Below are 19,928 nucleotides of genomic sequence, written 5' to 3'. Positions count from 1 at the left end.
TTATCATCCTGAGCCATGCGCAAACTCCTGTTTGGCGGTGTCATCCTGCTTGTGCTCTGGGGCGCCGCCTCCAGCTGGCAGCACCGCGCGGTTGCCACAGGCGCCGGCGTCCTTGCCCCGGAACCCCCTGGGCAGATCGACTTCGGACGCGGCGGTGCGCAGCTGCAGCGTGGCGACTACACGTTGACCACGCGCGCCCATTTCACGCTCACGGCCCGCGTACTCTCGCGCGAGGATTATCGCTGGGATGAGGGCGCGAGCCTGGTGCCGACCGACTTGGCACTCGGCTGGGGCCGCATGTCCGATTCGGCGGTGCTGGCCAAGCTGCAGATACGCCAGTCTGGCCGCTTTTACTTCTGGCGTGCCGACGAACTGCCGATCCCGGCCCGCGAGATCGAGACCTCAAGCGCGAACATGCACCTGATCCCGGCCGACGCCGGCGTCCGCGATGCGATCAAACGCGTGCGCCCAGGCGAAGTCATCCACCTGGAGGGTTTCCTGGTCGACGCGCGCCGCCCGGATGGCTGGCACTGGAACACGTCCATGACCCGCAACGACACCGGCGACGGCGCCTGCGAGCTGATCTACGTCGAGCGTCTCGCCGACGTCGCGCAGTGAGGCCGGACGCGGCCGTCAGCAGGGGATGACCATGCTGCCGTCGCCGGGCGCGGCGTCGAGGTCGTCGATGGCCTCGCGCGCCTCGGCCAGCTGCGCCCCGACTTCCCGCACGATGTCGCGCGCGGTAGGCAACGCCGATTCGGGCACCATGACCGCGATGTAATCCATGGCCGGGAGCTGGCCAACGCCGCCCGTCAGGTACTCGCCGGAAATGAAGGCCGGGATCTCGGCGTGCTCGAGCGCATCCTTGACCAGATGCGCATCAAACAGGTTTTCTGCCCGATACACGATATGCATGACCTGCACGCTACCCCGCGCGCGCCTGAACGGCAAGCGCCTGGGGGGACGGAAGCAATTAAGTGGCAAACCAAATTGCCTCTGCCCCCTTTACCCAGCTTCCCGCGCCAAGCAGCTAAACTTGCGGTTCTGCAAAAGCGCCGCGGAGCACCTGCCGGATGTCGATTCAAACCCCTGCCCAGACTGCGGCGGCGAGCTCCACGGCGCACCAGGATTTCATCCGCCAGATCGTGCGCGACGACCTGGCCTCGGGCAAGCACCACGCCATCCACACCCGGTTCCCGCCGGAGCCGAACGGCTACCTGCACATCGGCCACGCCAAGGCGATTTGCCTCTCCTTCGGCATTGCCCGCGAATTCAACGGCTGGTGCAACCTGCGCCTGGATGACACCAACCCGGGCAAGGAAAATCCCGAGTTCGTCGCCGGCATCAAGGAGGACGTGCGCTGGCTCGGCTTCGACTGGCACGAGCTGCGCCACGCCTCGGACTATTTCGAGGTGTTCTACCGTGCCGCGCTGAAACTGATCGAGGACGGGCTGGCCTACGTCGACGACCTGGACGCCGATGCGATGCGCGAATACCGCGGCACGCTCACCGCGCCGGGCCGCGATTCGCCTTGGCGCGGGCGTTCCGTGGCGGAAAACCTCGACCTGTTCAGGCGCATGCGCGCCGGCGAGTTCGCGGACGGCAGCAAGACCTTGCGCGCGAAGATCGACATGGCCGCCGGCAACATCAACCTGCGCGATCCGGCGCTGTACCGCATCCGCAAGGTGTCGCACCAGAACACCGGCGATGCGTGGCCGATCTACCCGATGTACGACATCGCCCACGCGCTGTCCGACGCCATGGAAGGCATCACCCACTCGCTGTGCACGCTGGAATTCGAGGACCATCGCCCGCTCTACGACTGGTGCGTGGACCACGTCGACCTGCCCAACCATCCGGAGTTGTGGCAGTCGGTGGTGGACGCCGGCCTCGAAGCCAAGCCAGCCAAGCCTCGACAGATCGAGTTCTCACGCCTGAACCTGAGCTACTGCATCACGAGCAAGCGCAAGCTCGCGCAGCTGGTAGCCGAGCACCACGTTGACGGCTGGGACGATCCGCGCATGAACACGCTGCGCGGCCTGCGCCGGCGCGGCTTCACTCCGGCGGGGCTGCGCCTGTTCGTCGAGCGCGTCGGCGTCAGCAAGCAGAACAGCGTGATCGACTACAGCGTGCTGGAGGGCTGCATCCGCGAGGATCTCGATGCCAGCGCGCCGCGACGCATGGCAGTCCTCGACCCGTTGCGCCTCGTCATCACCAACCTCCCCGAGGGCCACAGCGAGATCCTGTGTTTTGCCAACCACCCCAAGGATGAGAGTTTCGGCACGCGCGAGGTGCCATTCTCGCGTGAGCTGTGGATCGAGCGCGAGGATTTCGCCGAGGTCCCGCCCAAGGGCTTCCACCGCCTGCGCCCCGGTGGCGAGGTGCGCCTGCGCGGGGTAGGCATCGTGCGCTGCGACGACGTGCTCAAGGATGCCGCCGACAGCGTGGTGGAACTGCACTGCACCCTGGACCCAAGCTCGCGCCAGGGCTTGCCGGGCGCCGAGCGCAAGGTCAAGGGCACGTTGCACTGGGTCAGTGCGCCGCACGCAGTGGCGACCGAAGTGCGTCTCTACGAACGCCTGTTCAACGTGCCGGCGCCGGAAAGCGACGAGGCCGGGCAGGATTGGCTTGCGCATCTCAACCCGGCGGCGAAGCGCGTGATGCAGGCTTGGCTCGAACCCGCGGCCGCCGACGCGGCGCCGGAACAGCGCTACCAGTTCGAACGCCTCGGTTACTTCGTCGCCGACCGCGTCGACCACCGCGCGCAGGCACCGGTCTTCAACCGCATCGTCACCTTGCGGGACACCTGGGCGCGCCAGGCCGGTCATTGAGATGCTGCCGCTGCGTATCCAGCTCGAGTTGCCGTCCTGGGTCATCGCAGCTGCCGACGTCAATCGCCGCTACCACACGGACGAGGAGCGCGTCGGCCTGGCGGTAGAGCTCGCCGGGCACAATCAGCGCGACGCCGGTGGGCCGTTTGCGGCAGCGGTGTTCAACGCCCACAACGGCCGGCTGGTCGCCGTCGGCCTGAACCGTGTCATGGACAGTGGGCGCTCCATCGCCCACGCCGAGATCCTGGCATTGAGCCTGGCCCAGCAACGCACCGGCCGTCCGCGACTGAACGCCGATGGCGGACACTTCGTGCTGGCCACCAGCACGCAACCCTGCTGTCAGTGCTACGGCGCCATCATCTGGGCCGGCATAGACGAGCTCTTGATCGGCGCCCGTGCCGAAGACGCCGAGGCGCTGGCTGGGTTCGACGAAGGCCCCCTGCCAACCGACTGGATCGGCGAGTTGGAACGGCGTGACATCACCGTACGCCGCGACATCCTGCGCGAGGAAGCGCGCCAAGTCCTGGCGGCCTACGGCACCAGTGGACCACGCTATTGAACCTTCAGGCCCTGCTGCGCCGCCTGCGTGCCGCCCTGCCCTTGCTGGCCCTGGTGGCGCTCGGCGTGACGCTCATCGCCTCCGGCGCACTGGACTGGCTGAACCCGCATCACCTGCTCGCCAACCAGGCACGTTGGCACGCGCAAATCGCCGCCCATCCGGTCGTCAGCCGGATCGCCTACATCGGCCTGCTGACCTTGACCATGTCCACGGGCGTACCCGGGACGATCGTGGTGATCCTTGCCGGCGGCTTTGCGTTCGGCGTGGTCGACGGCACGTTGTGCTCGTCCGTCGGCTTGACCCTGGGTTCGCTGATCCTGTACCTGGCCAGCCGGCGCGCCTTCAGAGCCGGTACGCGTCAACCGCCCGCGGTCATCGCCCGTCTGCACGAGGGCTTCGAACAACATCCAGTGAGCTATACATTGTTCCTGCGCTTCGTGCCGATCATGCCGTTCGGCGTCATGACCATCTGCCTGGCCTGGCTGCGCTGCCCGCTCGGTTTGTTCCTTGCTGCAAGCTGGCTCGGCGGCACGACTTCGCTGATCTTTGAAACCTCGATCGGCGCCGGGCTGGGGGACGTCCTGAGCCATACCGACACGCTCGGTCCCGGTCTCCTGCTGCACTCCGAGATCCTGCTGCCGATGGCGGCCATTGCCGTGCTCGCCCTGATACCCCTGCTGATCGAGCGCCTCAACCGCCGCCGCCAAGCCTCGCGCGGCAGCCGTTGAACCGCCGGCGCATCAGAAAAAGTCCCACTGCACCTTGAACGTCACATTGTTGCCGGGCGCCACTACCGGCACGCCGAGGCCATTGGTCTCCGTGGTCAAGCCGCGGCTCCAGATCAGGTATACGTTTTTGGTGGAGTCGACCATCCAGTGCAGTTTGGCGTACAGGTTCACGCCGCGCAGCTCGCTCGCCTTCTGCATCAGCGTGGTGACGTAAAGGTCCTGGGCGAAGGACCAGGTGGCGCCCAGGATCGACAACCGCTTGTGCACGTTGCCCTGCGGCAGGTGGATGAAAAACAGCTCCTGTGAGGCTTCGAGCTGCAGCCGTCCGGAAAACGTGTTCCAGTTGACCTGGACCAGCGGGTGATCCATGCGCCCGTCATAGTAGCCGCCGGTATAGCCGGACAGGGTCAGCACCAGCGGCCAGAATTTCGGGGTATTGAAGCGGACGCCGTAATAATTCCACAGGTACTTGCCGGCCGGAACAATCACCGTCGGCGTGACGGCAAAGGGGCGCGCCGGCGCATCGGACTCGCGGTAATACTCGAACGAGTAGAAATACCCGCCGACCGTGTTGAAGTTCGGGAACAGCTTCCATTCCGAGCTTTGCTTGCCACCGCGGATGCCGTCCACCTGCGTATACGTGCCGTGCCAGTAGAACTGCTGAATCCAATCCCAGGTGTCGCTCTTGGGCCGCGGTGCATAGTCGAACTCGGCGAAATACTGCCTGGTCCCCGGCCGTGGCAGGAAGCCCAGGGTGGGGTCCAGCCCGGCGCCAAACACGTTCACGTTGGCGCGCAGGATCCATAGATCGTTCGGATAATCGATGCCGGCACCGTAGCCCGCGCGGCTGCCCGCGGGCACCTCGCCCGTGGAGCGGGCTCCCCAGGCCGACAGGTTGAGGTTCTTGTCGCCCATGAAGGTCGACGTACGCCAGACCGCATCGGTGCCGACCAGGGTGTTGCGGCTCAGACCCCGTGGATCGCCATGCGTGATCAAGGTGCCCACTTGCAGGTTCTGGTTGACGTTGTAGGCGCCCCGCCCGACAAACAAGTCGGTGGCATCGGAGACACTGCTGTCTCCGGTACGCACGCCCAGCACGCCAAAGCTCCCCGAGCCGGACTGTCCCATCAGCTTGACGCCTTCACGCATCGGCACGGTCTGCCCTCTCAACAGCCCGATCCGCCGCGACTGGTAAGGGACGAAGGTGGCGCCCGACTTGCCGTTCAAACCGTAGCCAAACGTGAACAGGTTCGAGCCATCCAGGAAAAACTGGCGCGTCTCGGGGAACGACAAGGCAAAGCGCGTGGTGTTGATCTGCATCTTGTCGGGCTCCGCCTCGGCGAAGTCCGTGTTGTAGGTGAGCAGGCCGGCGATGGCCGGCGTGAAGTTGTACTTGAGGTCGAATCCACCCTCGGCCGAGGTGCCATCGAGCGGCCGGTCCCTGACCAGTCCATAGGGGCGAAAATCGATGCCGCTGCCGCGGCTGAGATCGTTCAGGCCGGTGAGCCTGCCCTCGCGCGGGAGGTTGTACACCTGCGAGTCCAACGTCAGCCCCGACCAGTTGAGCTTGAGCGTCTCGCGTGGGACATAGCGATTGATGTTGAAGCCCCACGCAGGCGCGTTGCGGTCGTACTGCAGGGCGCGCGTGTCGATCGCGATCTCGGCCGTCCAGCCATGTGCATTGCGTTGCACTTTCGCCCGCCAGGTGCCGTTCCAGCTGTAATCCACGCCGTTGTAATTGCTGGTGGCCGTGGGGGTCGGCGCCAACAGGCCATCGGCCATGGCTCCGCTTGCGTTTACCTGGAAAATATAGGCCGAGCGGTGGGTGTAGAACGGATCCAGGACCAGGGTCACGCCATCGTCCTGCGACTGGTCACTGTCGCGCTTGAGCGTGCTCGCGCTGATCTGGGCCGGATCGGGGTCATCGCAAATCACGCCCACGTACAGCGTGTTCTCGTCGTGCAACAGCAACACCCGGGTTCGAAATGGCGTGGCGTGGCCAGGCCGCGGACTCTGCTGGGTCAGTTCGACAGCGCCCGCCTGCGACCACAGCGCGCCATCGACCCGACCATCGAGTGCGAGCTGGCCATTGGCTATCGTGGTTGCGTGTACCGCGGGCGGTTCAATCTGGGCTGAAGCACTGCCGCTCGCCAGCGCCAGCGCCAGCAGCAGGCCGGTCGGCCACAGGGGCCGCAAAACCGGCGTGGCCGGGTATTCGCACAGGGCGGTCATACGCAGGAAACTCATCGTGACGTGGTTATCCGGCCGTCTGGTGAACTCAGGCAGTCGACCGCACGCTGCGCCACAATGGCCGCCCGAAACGCGCGCATCCACTGAACTCTCGTACATCTCTTCCGGGACTGCCAAGGAGGCAGCCCTGATGGCGGCACCTGCCGGCAGGCGCTTATCGCGACCGAAAGGGAGACGCCAACACCGCCTGGTCGTTGGTGGGTCGTCCGGGATTCGAACCCGGGACCAATAGATTAAAAGTCTACTGCTCTACCGACTGAGCTAACGACCCGTGATGCCCAAGGCAAGCCTGCAAGTTTAGGGGGCGCCCTGCGTGCACACAAGCAAGCCGACGCACTCACCGGTAGCGCGTCGGATCGACGAGACCGGCACGCGCAAACCCCTCGGCGCGCAGGCGGCAGGCGTCGCAATGGCCGCAGGCGCGGCCCTCGGCATCGGCCTGGTAGCAGCTGACGGTGGCCGAGAAATCCACGCCAAGGCGTTGTCCCTCGCGTGCAATGTCGGCCTTGCCCAGGTACATGAGTGGCGCATGCACGGCGATCGTGGCGCCTTCCACGCCCGCCTTGGTGGCGAGCTTTGCCAGCGCCTGGAAGGCGTCGATGAATTCCGGCCGACAATCGGGATAGCCCGAATAATCCACGGCATTGACCCCGCACCAGATATCTGCCTGGCCAAGCACCTCGGCCCAGCCAAGCGCAATCGACAGCATGATGGTGTTGCGTGCGGGCACATAGGTAATCGGAATCCGCCCATCCTTGGCCGCATGCGGCGCATCGACGGGGACGTCGATGTCCGCGGTCAGCGCCGAGCCGCCGATGCTGCGCAGGTCCACGCTCACGACCTTGTGCTCGATCGCGCCCAACGATGCAGCCACGCGCTGCGCTGCCTGCAATTCCGAATCGTGGCGCTGGCCGTAAGCCACGCTCAACGCATAGACGGCATGACCCTCCTCGCGCGCCAGCGCCAGCGTCACCGCCGAGTCCATGCCGCCAGAAACCAACACGACTGCCTTGCGCATCATCGTCCCGACCACGTCCTGCTCCCTGTCTTGATCCGGCCAAGGCACCCGACCGGCCCGTACTCCGCCTGTAGGCGGCCCAATACCCATCCCGCCGCGCGCACGTGCCGGCACATCGTCAATGCCCGGGCACGTCGCCCCAGAGGAGCTTGTGCAGCTGCATCTGGAAGCGCACTGGCAACTTGTCCTCAAGGATCCAGTCGGCCAGCGTCCGGGGCCGGAGCAGGCCATACGCGGGCGACAGCAAGACCGCGCAACGCTGCGTCAGCTGATGCTCCTCGATCACGCCGCACGCCCAGTCGTAATCGGCACGGTCGACCAACACGATCTTGACCTGGTCGTGCGGCGACAGATACTCAAGATTGCTCCACAGGTTGCGTGCGCACTCGCCCGAACCCGGTGCCTTCAGGTCCATGACCTTGACCACGCGCGGGTCGACCGGGGAGACATCCAACGCGCCAGAGGTCTCCAGCGACACCGCGTAGCCGCGGTCGCACAGCGCGCGCAACAGGATCGGGCAGCGCTTTTGGGCCAGCGGCTCGCCGCCGGTGACGCAGACGTGCCGGGTCGCAAACGGCGCCACAGCCGCAAGGATGTCGGCCATGGAATGCCACTGGCCGCCGTGAAACGCGTATTCGGTATCGCACCACACGCAGCGCAGCGGACAACCGGTGAGTCGGATGAACACCGTGCGCCAACCGCTGGCATCAGCTTCACCCTGGAGGGAGTGGAAGATCTCCGCAACGCGCAGGCGCAAGCCGGCAAGATCGGCTTCCGTCGCTGCCTCCACCGCCGGCAATTCTTTCATATTCACGACATGCCACCCGGGCCTGGTTTGTCTTGGCGCAGATCGCATCGCGGCGCGGGCCGTGTCTCCCGGCCGCCGCCGCTGCACCTGTCGACTTCAGCCGCTGTTGGGGTGCTGCAGACGCCGCAACCGTTCCTGCGCGAGCTGGGCTGCGTTGGTCCCTGGATACTTGGCGATCACCGAGGTCAGCGCCGCCTTGCCGTTGGCCTCATGCTTCAGCTCGAGCTCGGTGAAACCGACCTTGAGCAGGGCGTCCGACGCCTTCTCGCTGTCAGGGAACTGGCTGACCACCTGTTTGAACGCTGCGAGCGCCACCGGATAATTGGTGGTGACGTAATACGACTCGCCGAGCCAATACCAGGCGTTGGGCGCCAGCGGATGATTCGGATACTGTTCGACGAAGGCGCGGAACTCGCGCGCCGCAGCCACGTAGTTGCCATCGCGGATGGATTTGAAGGCCACGCCATAGGCAGCCTGCGCGGCATCGTTGTCGGCTGCCGAAGGGGGCGCCGTCGATCCGGCAGCAGCAGGCGCACTCTGGCCGGCGGGCGCATGCGCGGCCGCGGCATTTTCATTCACGCCGGGCGACGTCGCCCCGACACCTGCGGCACCGGCAGTACCGGCACCACCCTGCTCGATACGCGACAGGCGCGAATCGAGATCAATATATTGAGCCTTGCTCTTGTCATCGAGCTGTTGCAGGTGATGCTGCAGCTCCTCGATTTGTCCCTGCAATTGCCGCAACTGGGCCTGCATCTGGGATATTTGATTGACCATGCCGACGCCGCCGCTGTCGCGGCTCTGGGCTTGCTGCTCCAGGCGGCTCACGCGGTCGGCCAGACTCAGCCGCGAGTCCTGGGCCAATGCCGGCCATGCAACCAGCATGGCGGTCGCAACTGCGGCCGCCATGCCGATCCTTGCTGAAAGTTTTTCAGCAAACCTCATTACTTCGCCGTGTAGACGATATTCACGCGACGGTTCTTGCTCCAGCAGTCTTCGTTGTGCTCACGGCACACCGGACGCTCCTTGCCATAGCTGATCACTTCCATTTCACTGGCAGCAGCGCCATTGGCCTGCAGGGCATCGGCTACCGCATTGCCACGACGCTCGCCGAGGCCGAGGTTGTACTCCCGCGTACCACGCTCGTCGGTATTGCCTTCGAGACGGACGTGAGCCATCGGACGATCCTGCAGATACTTGGCATGGCAAGCCATGATCTGCTGGAATTCCGGCTTGATTTCGGACTTGTCGAAATCGAAATACACGACACGCTGGCGCAGGCACGCGTCGGTATCGAGATCTTCCGGGGTGTACTTGTTGCTGGGAGGCGGAGCCTCGGTCTGGGCAACTTCCGGCGCCGGAGCGGGCGGAGCCGGTTTGACTTCCTGTTTCTTCGAGCAAGCGGCCGCACCCACACACATCAGGGCGATCAAAGCGACGCGAACGGTCTTATTCATGGTGACTTCCTTACGAGTTAAGTTCCAAACCAACGATTTTCGACACGGATAACGGCACGGCTACGCCAGTGCACTGGTTTCCCATGGCACGAGGCGAGCGTCCCTCACATAATAACATTGATCTAACCTAAACGACCGTAACAGTACGTAAACGTCGCCGGTCAAAACCGAACGGCGTCCCTGGCACTCTTCAGGTCCTTTCCCTGGACGCGTGCGACCGCCAATGGAGCGGCTGCATTGGAATTCAACGTTGCCGGTACGGCCCCCAGGACGGATCACGCACATCGCCATCGGACAACTCCAGGCGCTGGCGAACCAAACCGTCGGCTGATACGGCATACAAAACATCACGACGCCCCTCGGTGGCGGCGTAAAGCAACATACTGGCATTTGGAGCAAAACTCGGCGATTCGTCGAGTGGCCCGGGCGAAAGAAACCTCACCTGGCCGCCCAGGGCCAGATCCATGACGGCAATACGATACACGTTCCCTTGACCCTCTACCATGGCCAATTGTTTGCCGTCGTAACTGATCGCCGGGGCAGCGTTGCGCTGGCCATGGAAACTGACGCGCTGTGCCGTACCCCCGGTCGCCGGGATCTGGTAAACCTGCGGGACGCCGGAACGGTCCGAAGTGAAATAAATGCTTTGCCCATCCGCCGCCCATACCGCCTCGGTGTCGATCGCCAGGTTGTGGGTCAGCTGGGTTTCCTTTCTGGTCTGCAGATCGAGCACGAACAACTCGAGGTTGCCGACATAGGACAGGGCCACGGCAAGCTTGGTGCCATCCGGTGACCACGCTGGGGAGCCATTGACGCCCTTGGGATGCGCTTCCACCAACTGGCGCGAGCCGGTGGTGATGTCCTGCACGTAGATGGCCGAGTTGCCGCTCTCGAACGAGACGTAGGCGATCTTCCGGCCATCCGGCGACCAGCGCGGCGTCAGCAAGGCCTCCCTGGAACGGGCCACGACCTGCGGATTGAAGCCATCGGAATCGGCCACGATCAAGGAATAGGTCATGTTGTTGCCCAGACCCACGCTGGTGACGTAGGCGATGCGGGTCCAGAACGCGCCGCGCACGCCGGTGACCTTTTCGTAGATCTGGTCGGCGATCTGGTGGGCCACGCCGCGCAGGTCCCCGGCCGGGGCGGTAAACGCCTGGGCCAGCAGGCTCTGCTGCTTGTTGACGTCCCACAACTCGTACTCCACCCGCAGCATGCCGCCGCCGGCGTCACTGATGCGGCCGACGGTGATGTAATCCTGCTTGAGCAGCTTCCAGGTCGGAAACTTGATGTCCGCGCCCTTGGCCGGGAACTCCACGATGTCGCTCTTGGGCAGCACGCGGAACTTGCCCGAACGGTTGAAATCGTTGGTGATGACCGCGGCCACATCGGTCGGCAGCGGCGCGCCGCCATTTTGCGCAAACGGCACCACGGTGATTGGCGTGGCCGTCTTCAGCCCGCCGACAATGTCGACGTTGAGCGACTGGGCGGCAGCCGGTCCGCCCAGCAATGCCAACAGGGCGAACAGGAACAGCGCGAAACGGAAACGTGGTTTGCTCATCGGTCGGATCATTGTGGCCTGAAGGTGAAAATCAAATCGCGCGAAAAGACACTCTCGAAACCTTTGTACGGCAAAGGTTCGGATCGCAACACCGCGTTTTCGACCGAACGCTTGCCTGCCTCATCATACGGGCAGCTGGGGTCGACCTTGGCGCTGAGCACGTCGCCGCCGGGCAATTGCACGATATGCACCTTGCACGGCACATTTGGCATGTTATCCGGACGCAGCCAGTTGGGCGTGACCGCATTCTGAATGGCGGCCAGGTATTCGTCGCGTAAATTGGCGTCCTTGCTGTCGTTGCCGCTCTGCCGCTGGGCGGCCGCCGGCAGATCCGGCTGGCCCTGGTCCTGCGCCTTTTCCAGATCCTTCATCTGCTGCTGGGCCTGCTTGGCCTTGTTGTCCAGGCGCCGGGTCTGCTGCGCGGCGGCATCCATCTTGGCAAACAACTCATCGAGTTGCTTCTGCTTTTCCTGCTTCTGCTTGGCCGCCTGGGCGTCCAGTTCGGATTGCCGCTGGCGCTGCTTTTCTTCCTGCAGGCGCTTGGCGTCCTCGGCTTGCTTCACCGCATCCTGGACCACGCGCTCCTGGTCCTTCACATCGGGATGCTCCGGTGGCGGCGGCAAAGTCTTGAGCTGCGGCGCCTCGACCTGGGGCTTCGGCGGCGGCACGGCAGGCGGCGGCGGCACCGTGTCCGGCACGGGCTTGGCCTTGACCGGCTTGGGCGGCGGGCTGCCGGTGGGGCCGATCAAGGTGGCCTCGATGATCGGGCCCTGCAGTTGCAACGGCTCCGAGCAGGTGATCGGGTTCCACGCCGGAGGCAGGCCCAGGGCGCCGAAGAACGACTCGTAGCTCGAACACGGCAGGATCGCCAGGAACAGGAAACCGACGATGCCCAGGTGCAGGACGGCGGCCAGCACGACCGCCTTTGGCGTCGTCCTACTGTCGTCCATGCGGCGCGCCCCGGGCTTGTTCGGGCTGACCCATCAGGCCAACCTTGGCAACGCCCGCCTGCTGCAGATCCGCCAGTACCTTGAAGACGCCACCATAGCTGCCACGCTCGTCGCCGCCCACGAGGACGCTGACTTCGGGATTCACGCGCACGAACGCGCCCACCTTGACCTTGAGCGCGTCGGCATCGAGCTGCTCCTTGGCCGCTCCCGGCAAGGTGAGGTACAGCGTGCCGTCCTGCATCACCGAGACCAGCACCGGATCCTTCTTCTGCTGCAGGGACTTGGCGTCCGCCTGCGGCAACTGCACGTCCACGTTGGAGTTCATCATCGGCGTGGTCACCATGAAAATGATGAGCAGCACCAGCATCACGTCGATATACGGCACGACGTTCATCTCGAACTTGAGCTTGAGCCGCTTTCGCCGGACTTCACGCATGCTCGCCGCTCCTGCTCAGGCCGCGTCGTCAGTCTGGATCTGCCGTTGCAGCAGCGAGGAAAACTCGTCCTGGAACACGTCGTAGCGCGAGGCGATGCGCTCGACCTTGTTGGCGAAGCGGTTGTACGCCCATTGCGCGGGGATGGCCGCGAACAAGCCCATCGCGGTGGCCACCAGCGCTTCGGAAATATGCGGGGCGACGGCGGCAATCGTCACGTCATGCAACTCGCCCAGGCCCTGGAACGCGCCCATGATGCCCCAGACCGTGCCGAACAAACCGATGTAGGGACTCACCGAGCCGACGTTGGCGAGGAATTCGAGGTTGCGCTCGAGCAGGCCGACCTCACGGGTCACCGAAACCTGCATGGCACGCTCGGTGCCCTCGATGACGATGCGCGGATCATGCGCCTTGCGCTGCCGTTGGCGCGCGAATTCGCGGAAGCCGGACTCGAAGATGGTCTCGATGCCGTTGCCGCCATCCTCGCCACCGCGGCTGCCCACCTCGCGGAACAGTTGCGCCAGGTCGCCGCCGGACCAGAAACGTTCCTCGAACCGCTCGGCGGTTTCCAGCGCCACCTTCGTCTGCGTGTGCTTGCGGATGATGATCACCCACGAGAGGAACGAAAACACCAGCAGTACCAGCAGCACCAGTTGCACCGGCACGCTCGACTGCGCGATGAGGGTAAAAACGTTCAGTCCACCGTTCATGGCTTGCCGCTGCTCCGCCAGGGGTTCTCGTCATAGGGAAAACCAACCACGCCGCGCCGTCCCAGCTCCCCTGCCGAAAGGCCGGAATCGGGATCGCGGCGACCGCCGATCAGGGCAGCGTCAGCAAATCCACCGGGATTTGCGCCGGCCGCATGCGCCGAATATCCACGCAGGCAACCCGCACGTTGGCTTGTACCAGGCATATTCCGTCCGCGCGGACGACAGTCTGGGCGAACAGGATACTGGCTGCGCGACATTGCGTCACAGCAAGCGTTACCGTCAATTCATCATCCAGCAGGGCTGGGCGCAGGAAGTCCAATTGCATGTCGCGAACCAGGAAGGCCAAGCCACGGTCCTGTTTCAGGCCGATCTGGTCGACGCCGCGGGCACGCAACCATTCGGTGCGGGCACGCTCCAGGAAACGCAGGTAACTGGCGTGGTACACCACGCCACCGGCATCAGTGTCTTCCCAGTACACGCGGACGGTCCACGTAAACGGTGCGGGCTCAGGCATCGGGCTGCCCCGGATCGCCGGCGTCGGCGGCAAACAGGTCGGCCGCCCGGCTCGAGCGCGGCGGTGGCGCAAGTCCAAGATGGCGCCAACCCTTGGCACTGGCCATGCGCCCGCGCGCGGTGCGCACCAGGTAGCCCTGCTGGATCAGGTAGGGTTCGACCACGTCCTCCAGCGTGCCGCGATCCTCGCTCAGGGCCGCGGCGAGGGACTCCACGCCTACTGGGCCACCCTCGAAATTCTCGATGATGATCCCGAGCAGGCGCCGGTCCAGCTCGTCGAAACCCTGGGGGTCGATCTTCAGCATGTCCAGCGCCGCCTTGGCCACGACCGCCGTGACCGTGCCATTGGCGCGCACCTCGGCGTAGTCGCGCACCCGGCGCAACAGGCGGTTGGCAATGCGTGGCGTGCCGCGCGAGCGCCGTGCGATTTCCTCGGCGCCGGCGGCAGCGCACTCGATGTCCAGGATGCGCGCGGCCCGCGCCACGATCTGCGTGAGCTCCTCCGGGCTGTAGAACTCCAGCCGTTGCACGATGCCAAAGCGGTCACGCAGGGGCGCAGTGAGCATGCCGGCGCGCGTGGTGGCGCCAATCAGGGTGAACGGCGGCAGGTCGAGCTTGATCGAACGTGCAGCCGGGCCCTCGCCAATCATGATGTCGATCTGGAAGTCTTCCATGGCCGGGTACAGCACTTCCTCGACCACCGGCGCCAGGCGGTGGATCTCGTCGACGAACAGCACATCGTTCGGCTCGAGGTTGGTGAGCAGCGCGGCGAGATCCCCTGCGCGCTCCAGTACCGGGCCGGACGTGGAGCGCAGATTCACCCCGAGCTCGTTGGCGACCACATGGCTGAGCGTGGTCTTGCCCAGGCCCGGCGGACCGAAGATCAACACGTGGTCCAGCGCCCCGCCGCGCTTGCGTGCCGCCTCGATATAGATGCCCATCTGCTCGCGCACCGCCTGCTGGCCGAGATACTCGGCCAGGCGTTTCGGACGGATCGTGGCGTCGAGCAGGGCGTCGTCCGGCTGCGCGGCTGCAGCAATGATGCGGCTCTCGGGCATGCCTGCATTATCCGGGGAACCCGGAATCCCACAAGGGGCGCAGTGAACCACCACATTGCAACTGCGACCGCCAAGAAAACTCTGACCTATCGGCGTCATCCGCGGGAATGACAGGCAAGAGCATGTTGTCCGGACGCTCCATGACGCGGCGCGCATGCGATGATCGGCCATCGTTTTCGCATCAGGCCCGGGCGTGCCGCCATGACTGAAAACTGGTTCTTTCCGGATTGGCCGGCACCGCCCCAAGTGCACGCCGCCGTCACCACGCGCAGCAGTCCCGGCCAGTCGCAGGCGCCGTTCGAGCGCTGCAACCTCGGCCTCCATACCGGCGAGGATGCCGCCATCGCGCAGGCCAACCGCAGCGCCGTGCAGGCCGCGCTGCAACTGCCGGCGGCGCCGCGGTGGCTGCGGCAGGTGCACGGCACCGGCGTGGTCCATTGCGGGCCGCAAGCGCCCAGCGAAGAACCGCAGGCAGATGCGGCCGTGACCGGCACGCCCGGCGCGGTGCTGGCGATCCTCACCGCGGACTGCCTGCCAGTGCTGCTTTGCACCCTGGATGGCCACGCCGTTGCCGCCGCGCATGCAGGCTGGCGCGGGCTCGCCTCCGGCGTGCTGGAAGCGGCGCTGGCCGCATTGCCGGCGCCGACCGCGCGGGTGTTGGCCTGGCTGGGCCCGTGCATTGGCGTGGCGTCCTACGAAGTGGGGGCCGAGGTACGGGAAGCCTTCCTGGCGCGCGACCCGGCTGCGGATGCCTGCTTCGCCGCGACCCGGCCCGGCCACTGGCGCTGCGACCTGGCCGCGTTGGCCAGGCAACGCTTGCAGGCGGCCGGCGTGCAGGCGATCTACGGCGGCGGCTTCGACACCTTTGCCGACCCGCGCTGGTATTCCTACCGGCGTGACGGCAAACACAGCGGCCGCTTCGCCACCCTGATCTGGCGTGTGTAGAGCGGGGGCTACGCGGCGTCGCGGTGCAGGGATTCGTGGCCCAGGACCTCGAGGAAGCTCGTGCGCCAGGTCGTGATGTCGTTCCGCTCGAGCGTTTCCATCATCGCCACCCAGCGCGACTGGCGCTCGCGCAGCGGCATCTTCAAGGCCCGCGCCAGCGCATCAGCCACCTCCTCCGCATCCGCCGGATTCACCAGCAAGGCCTCGGTGAGTTCCTGTGCCGCACCGGCAAAGCGCGAGAGGATCAGCACGCCTGGATCGCGCCGGCGTTGGCAGGCCACGTATTCCTTGGCCACGAGGTTCATGCCGTCACGCAATGGCGTCACCAGTGCCACGCGCGCGCTGCGGTAGTAGCCCGCCAGCGAGCGGTGCGGAAACGACTTGTTGATGTAGCGGATCGGCACCCAGTCCGGCGTCGCGTACTTGCCGTTGATGTGCCCTGCCGTGCGCTCCAGCTCGCGGCGAATCTGCCGGTATTCCTGCACCGTGCCGCGCGAGGGCGGCGCGATCTGCATGAAGATGACCTTGCGGTGCAGCTCCGGCGCGCGTTCCAGCAGGCGCGCATAGGCCTCGAAGCGCTGCGGCAGGCCCTTGGAATAATCCAGCCGATCGACGCCGATGATCAGCGCGCGGCCTTCCAGGCTGGCCTGCAGTTGGCGGCACTCCGGCTCCGATTCCGCGTCCTGGGCCGCCTTGACGATCGCCGCGGTATCTATGCTGATCGGGAACCGGGCGGCACGGAACAGGCGTCCATCCGGCATGCGCATCCGGCCCCCAATGCGCATCGACGCGCCGCTTTCGTGCAGGAAATAATCTTCCAGCGCGCGCAGGTCGCGCGCCGTGTGCACGCCCACCAGGTTGTAGCTGGCCAGGGTCTCCAGCAACTGGCGATGATTCGGCAGGGCGATCAGCAACCCGGCGGCCGGCAACGGTGTATGCAGGAAGAACCCGATGCGGTTGCGCACCCCGCGCTGGCGCAGCATGCCGGCCAGCGGGATCAGGTGGTAGTCGTGCACCCAGATGATGTCGTCTCGGCGGATCAACTTTTCGAGCTGCTCGGCAAAAATCTCATTGACCCGCAGATAGCCATCCAGGTGGCTGCGCTGGTAATTGACCAGGTCCGGCCGGTAATGCAGCATCGGCCACAGGGTACCGTTGGCAAAGCCGGTGTAATAGTCCTCCTGGTCGGCCCGCGAGAGGTCGATCGTCGCGTATTCCACGTTGCCGCTGTGCTGGTGGTGCACCTGGCTGCCGGTTTCCGCCGCCAGCTTGCCGCTCCAGCCGAACCAGAGGCCACCGCGCTCGAGCAAAGCGGCCTGCAGCGCCGAGGCCAGCCCGCCGGATGTGACCTGGCGCGGCAAGGCCACGCGGTTGGAGACCACCACCAGCCGTCCCGGCCCAGCCTTGGCTGGCGCGATCACAGCGCGTCCTCCCAGCGTATCGACAGGCGCATCGCGGTCTGGATCAGGCCAACCAGGGAATACGTCTGCGGATAATTGCCCCAGTGCTCGCCACTGTCCGGCGCGAGATCTTCCGACAGCAGGCCGAGCGCGTTGCGCTGCTTCAGCATGTGCGCAAACAAGGTGCGCGCGCGGCGCTTGCGGCCAGTCGCATACAGCGCCTCGATGTACCAGAAGGTGCAGATGTTGAAGCTGGTCTGGGGGGTGCCGAAATCATCCGGCGCGATGTAGCGGAACAGGTAATCGCCACGGCCCAAGGCGGCGCCGATCGCATCGACCGTGGCGATGAAGCGCGGGTCGCGCGGCTTGACGAAACCGATGTCGGCCAGCAGCAGCAGGCTGGCGTCCAGGTGTTCGCCGTCATAGGCATCCACGAAATGGCCGAGCGCCGCATTCCAGGTGCGCGACTCGATGCGCGCATGGAGCTGTACTGCATGCTCGTGCCAATGGCGCGCGCGCGCGCTCAGGCCGAGCCGGGTGGCGATGTGGGCCAGTCGGTCGCAGGCGGCCCAGCACATGGCAGCCGAGTAGGTATGCACCGCCGTGCGCCCCCGAAACTCCCACAACCCGGCATCCGGCTGCTCGGCGGTGCGCAGTGCCAGCACGCCCATGCGCTCCAGGCGCTCGAACATGAGCTGGTCGCCGCGGTGCTCCAGGCGCTGGTCAAAAAAGAGCTGCGCCGAAGCGAGCACCACCGAACCGTAGACGTCGTTCTGCCGCTGCCGCCAGGCCAAATTGCCGACCCGCACCGGACCCATGCCGCGGTAACCGGCCAGGCTGTCCACCTCGCGCTCCGGCAATTCACGTTCGAAGGTGATGCCGAACACCGGGCCGATTTCCGTGTCGTGGTCGGTGGCCACCAGGTTGAAGACGTAGCGGATGTACTCCTCCATGCTGCGCGTGGCGCCCAGGCGGTTCAGCGCGCGCACGGTGAACGCGGCGTCACGCAGCCAGCAATAGCGGTAATCCCAGTTGCGCGCGCTGCCGGCCGCCTCGGGTATCGAGGTGGTCAGCGCGGCGACGATCGCGCCCGTGGCTTCGTACTGGCACAGCTTCAAGGTAACCGCCGCGCGAATCACCGCCTCCTGCCACTCGAAGGGTACGTACAGGGAACGTGTCCATTCGTGCCAGTAGGCCAGCGTGCGTTCCAGCGCGAGGTGGATGACCACCGCCGGGCTCTCGGTCAAGGTCTCGTCCGGCCCAAACACGAAATGCGCCGGCCGGTCCAGTGCAAACGGCAGCTCGCGCTTGATCAGCGGCACGGCGACGTCGCTGGTCAGGCGCTGCACCACGTCGCTCAGCAGGTAGCGGATGTGGTTGCTACCACTGGTGGTTTCCGGGATGCGCGCGCCGTATTCGCACAACGGCCGCAAGCGCACGCGCACGCGCGGCGAGCCACAGATCGGACTGACCCGGCGCGCCAGCAGTACCGGGTGGTAGACCCGCCCGTGCGAACGGTAACGGGGGGCAAAATCGACTACCTCGATGCCGCCCCCGTAGCGGTCGAACATGCGCGTGACCAGCACCGCCGTGTTGGGCAGGTAGCTCTGCTCCGCATGATCGAAAGCCTCCAGCTCGATGCACCAGTCCCCGCCCGGCATCTGTGGCGACAGCAACGCGCAAAAGCTGGCATCGGCGTCGAAGCGGGGGAGGCAACACCAGACGATGCGCGCCTGCGCATCGATCAGCGCCGCCACGCTGCCGTTGCCGACCACGCCAAGGTCCAGGCTGGCTTGCGGCACGGCGTCGGGCGGGGCCTCAGGCACGGCTGGTCCCTCCCGCAGCCAGCACGCCACGCAGCCACTCCTGCACGGCTTGCGGACTGGCCAGCATGCAGCGCGCCGCCGAAGGCTCGCGCCAGCCCACGCGGATGCTGAGCCCGCCGGCGCCATTGACCAGGACAAATGCGTGCTCGTCGGTCAGGTCGTCGCCGAGGTACACGGGGCGCCGGCCGGCAAATGGCGCCTTCTGCAGCAACTCCGCCACAGCCCTGCCCTTGTCCATGCCAGCGGGTTTGAACTCCACCACCAGGTTGCCGGGTTGCACCTCGTAGCTCGGCAGGTCCCGCGCCATGGCCTGAGCCGCAGCCAGCAAGCGGGGGAACAGCCCCGGCGCCTGGCGGCAGTGCAAGGCAGCGGCGACGCCCTTGGCCTCCCGGTGCACGCCCGGAAACTCACCGGCCAGAACCTGGACCGCGGCGCGCATGCGCTCCTGGTCGGCCGCCGGGACGGGAAACTGCCGGCGGGTTCCGTCGGCCTGGCGCAGATCCAGCCCGTGCAAGCCCACCATGGTCCAGGCCGGGCTCCCAAACACGCGATCGAGCTCCGCCAGCGTGCGTCCGCTGACCAGCGCCAACGCATCGTCCACAGCCACGTTCAGTTCCAGCAGCAGGGCGAGCAGCGCGGGTGCCGCCGCCACCGATCGTGGGTCGTCGGCAAACTCCAGCAAGGTGCCGTCCACATCGAGGAACAGCGCCCAGCGCTCGCCGGCCGCGGGCAATGGGGGCGGCGGCAGGGTCGCCCCGGGTGACAAGTCATGGACTGGCTGGCGTATCGACATCCATTTCACCGTACCAGACGGAGCGTGAAGAGCCCGGATGGTCGCAATGTCCTTGCAGGAACTCACGGGCGCCGCCCATAAGCGCTA

At 65.8% G+C, this 19,928-nt stretch carries 20 protein-coding genes and 1 tRNA gene; 5 read left to right on the top strand and 16 right to left on the bottom strand.

Annotated features, from left to right (window positions below; translation table 11 throughout):
- Window positions 1–15 precede the first annotated feature (15 nt).
- Window positions 16–618 carry a hypothetical protein gene (locus AC3WJB_RS05955; protein ID WP_492679650.1) on the top strand — a complete coding sequence of 201 codons (603 nt, stop codon included), beginning with the start codon at window positions 16–18 and terminating at the stop codon, window positions 616–618.
- 15 nt (window positions 619–633) lie between these two features.
- On the opposite strand, the gene AC3WJB_RS05950 is transcribed toward AC3WJB_RS05955, so the two are convergent.
- Window positions 634–915: a putative signal transducing protein gene (locus tag AC3WJB_RS05950; RefSeq protein WP_492679648.1), complete on the bottom strand. Its 282-nt coding sequence runs from the start codon at window positions 913–915 to the stop codon at window positions 634–636.
- 158 nt (window positions 916–1,073) lie between these two features.
- Between AC3WJB_RS05950 and AC3WJB_RS05945 the strand changes: the two genes are divergently transcribed.
- From AC3WJB_RS05945 to AC3WJB_RS05935, 3 genes are read left to right on the top strand one after another with little or no spacing between them, the layout of a single operon-like run.
- On the top strand, window positions 1,074–2,831 hold the full coding sequence (locus AC3WJB_RS05945; RefSeq protein ID WP_492679646.1) for a glutamine--tRNA ligase/YqeY domain fusion protein: 1,758 nt from the start codon (window positions 1,074–1,076) through the stop codon (window positions 2,829–2,831).
- A gap of 1 nt (window position 2,832) precedes the next feature.
- Window positions 2,833–3,390 (top strand): nucleoside deaminase, encoded by a 558-nt coding sequence (locus AC3WJB_RS05940; RefSeq protein WP_492679644.1) that lies wholly within the window; start codon window positions 2,833–2,835, stop codon window positions 3,388–3,390.
- 14 nt (window positions 3,391–3,404) lie between these two features.
- On the top strand, window positions 3,405–4,118 hold the full coding sequence (locus tag AC3WJB_RS05935) for a TVP38/TMEM64 family protein (RefSeq protein ID WP_492683099.1): 714 nt from the start codon (window positions 3,405–3,407) through the stop codon (window positions 4,116–4,118).
- 12 nt (window positions 4,119–4,130) lie between these two features.
- Here the strand turns inward: AC3WJB_RS05935 and AC3WJB_RS05930 are convergent, their stop codons facing one another.
- The 12 genes from AC3WJB_RS05930 to ruvB all read right to left on the bottom strand — a co-directional run bounded on the left by AC3WJB_RS05930 (window position 4,131) and on the right by ruvB (window position 14,877).
- On the bottom strand, window positions 4,131–6,365 hold the full coding sequence (locus AC3WJB_RS05930) for a carbohydrate binding family 9 domain-containing protein (protein ID WP_492679642.1): 2,235 nt from the start codon (window positions 6,363–6,365) through the stop codon (window positions 4,131–4,133).
- A 198-nt stretch (window positions 6,366–6,563) separates the two neighbouring features.
- Window positions 6,564–6,639: transfer RNA gene (locus tag AC3WJB_RS05925), tRNA-Lys, on the bottom strand.
- A 66-nt stretch (window positions 6,640–6,705) separates the two neighbouring features.
- On the bottom strand, window positions 6,706–7,386 hold the full coding sequence (gene queC, locus AC3WJB_RS05920) for a 7-cyano-7-deazaguanine synthase QueC (protein ID WP_492683097.1): 681 nt from the start codon (window positions 7,384–7,386) through the stop codon (window positions 6,706–6,708).
- Window positions 7,387–7,504: 118 nt separating this feature from the next.
- Window positions 7,505–8,194: a 7-carboxy-7-deazaguanine synthase QueE gene (gene queE, locus AC3WJB_RS05915; protein ID WP_492683095.1), complete on the bottom strand. Its 690-nt coding sequence runs from the start codon at window positions 8,192–8,194 to the stop codon at window positions 7,505–7,507.
- 96 nt (window positions 8,195–8,290) lie between these two features.
- On the bottom strand, window positions 8,291–9,103 hold the full coding sequence (ybgF, locus tag AC3WJB_RS05910; RefSeq protein ID WP_492679640.1) for a tol-pal system protein YbgF: 813 nt from the start codon (window positions 9,101–9,103) through the stop codon (window positions 8,291–8,293).
- Between the two features lie 35 nt (window positions 9,104–9,138).
- Window positions 9,139–9,651 (bottom strand): peptidoglycan-associated lipoprotein Pal, encoded by a 513-nt coding sequence (gene pal, locus AC3WJB_RS05905; RefSeq protein WP_492679638.1) that lies wholly within the window; start codon window positions 9,649–9,651, stop codon window positions 9,139–9,141.
- Window positions 9,652–9,895: 244 nt separating this feature from the next.
- Window positions 9,896–11,212: a Tol-Pal system beta propeller repeat protein TolB gene (gene tolB / locus AC3WJB_RS05900; RefSeq protein WP_492679636.1), complete on the bottom strand. Its 1,317-nt coding sequence runs from the start codon at window positions 11,210–11,212 to the stop codon at window positions 9,896–9,898.
- 8 nt (window positions 11,213–11,220) lie between these two features.
- On the bottom strand, window positions 11,221–12,162 hold the full coding sequence (locus AC3WJB_RS05895) for a cell envelope integrity TolA family protein (RefSeq protein ID WP_492679634.1): 942 nt from the start codon (window positions 12,160–12,162) through the stop codon (window positions 11,221–11,223).
- On the bottom strand, window positions 12,149–12,598 hold the full coding sequence (gene tolR / locus AC3WJB_RS05890; protein ID WP_492679632.1) for a protein TolR: 450 nt from the start codon (window positions 12,596–12,598) through the stop codon (window positions 12,149–12,151). The genes AC3WJB_RS05895 and tolR overlap by 14 nt, the downstream gene beginning before the upstream one ends.
- Before the next feature lie 15 nt (window positions 12,599–12,613).
- The gene (tolQ, locus tag AC3WJB_RS05885) at window positions 12,614–13,306 is read right to left on the bottom strand and encodes a protein TolQ (protein WP_492679630.1); all 693 of its coding nucleotides are present in this window, start codon (window positions 13,304–13,306) and stop codon (window positions 12,614–12,616) included.
- Window positions 13,307–13,415: 109 nt separating this feature from the next.
- Window positions 13,416–13,820, bottom strand: coding sequence for a tol-pal system-associated acyl-CoA thioesterase (gene ybgC, locus AC3WJB_RS05880; protein ID WP_492679628.1), 405 nt, complete (start codon window positions 13,818–13,820; stop codon window positions 13,416–13,418).
- Window positions 13,813–14,877 carry a Holliday junction branch migration DNA helicase RuvB gene (ruvB, locus tag AC3WJB_RS05875; protein ID WP_492679626.1) on the bottom strand — a complete coding sequence of 355 codons (1,065 nt, stop codon included), beginning with the start codon at window positions 14,875–14,877 and terminating at the stop codon, window positions 13,813–13,815. The genes ybgC and ruvB overlap by 8 nt, the downstream gene beginning before the upstream one ends.
- A 201-nt stretch (window positions 14,878–15,078) precedes the next feature.
- Here ruvB and pgeF point away from each other — a divergent pair, with 201 nt between their 5' ends.
- On the top strand, window positions 15,079–15,822 hold the full coding sequence (pgeF, locus tag AC3WJB_RS05870; protein ID WP_492679624.1) for a peptidoglycan editing factor PgeF: 744 nt from the start codon (window positions 15,079–15,081) through the stop codon (window positions 15,820–15,822).
- An 8-nt stretch (window positions 15,823–15,830) separates the two neighbouring features.
- On the opposite strand, the gene otsA is transcribed toward pgeF, so the two are convergent.
- Genes otsA through otsB form a run of 3 tightly spaced genes read right to left on the bottom strand, consistent with a single transcriptional unit; the run spans window position 15,831 to window position 19,841 of the window.
- Window positions 15,831–17,243 (bottom strand): alpha,alpha-trehalose-phosphate synthase (UDP-forming), encoded by a 1,413-nt coding sequence (gene otsA / locus AC3WJB_RS05865; RefSeq protein WP_492679622.1) that lies wholly within the window; start codon window positions 17,241–17,243, stop codon window positions 15,831–15,833.
- The gene (locus AC3WJB_RS05860) at window positions 17,240–19,024 is read right to left on the bottom strand and encodes a glycoside hydrolase family 15 protein (RefSeq protein ID WP_492683093.1); all 1,785 of its coding nucleotides are present in this window, start codon (window positions 19,022–19,024) and stop codon (window positions 17,240–17,242) included. Before AC3WJB_RS05860 ends, otsA begins: the two co-directional genes overlap by 4 nt.
- Window positions 19,025–19,040: 16 nt before the next feature.
- Window positions 19,041–19,841, bottom strand: coding sequence for a trehalose-phosphatase (gene otsB, locus AC3WJB_RS05855; protein ID WP_492679620.1), 801 nt, complete (start codon window positions 19,839–19,841; stop codon window positions 19,041–19,043).
- Window positions 19,842–19,928: the final 87 nt, after the last annotated feature.

It is taken from the genome of Rhodanobacter sp. FW510-R10 (genome assembly GCF_058781105.1).
This window is presented reverse-complemented; position numbering and strand designations above follow the sequence as displayed.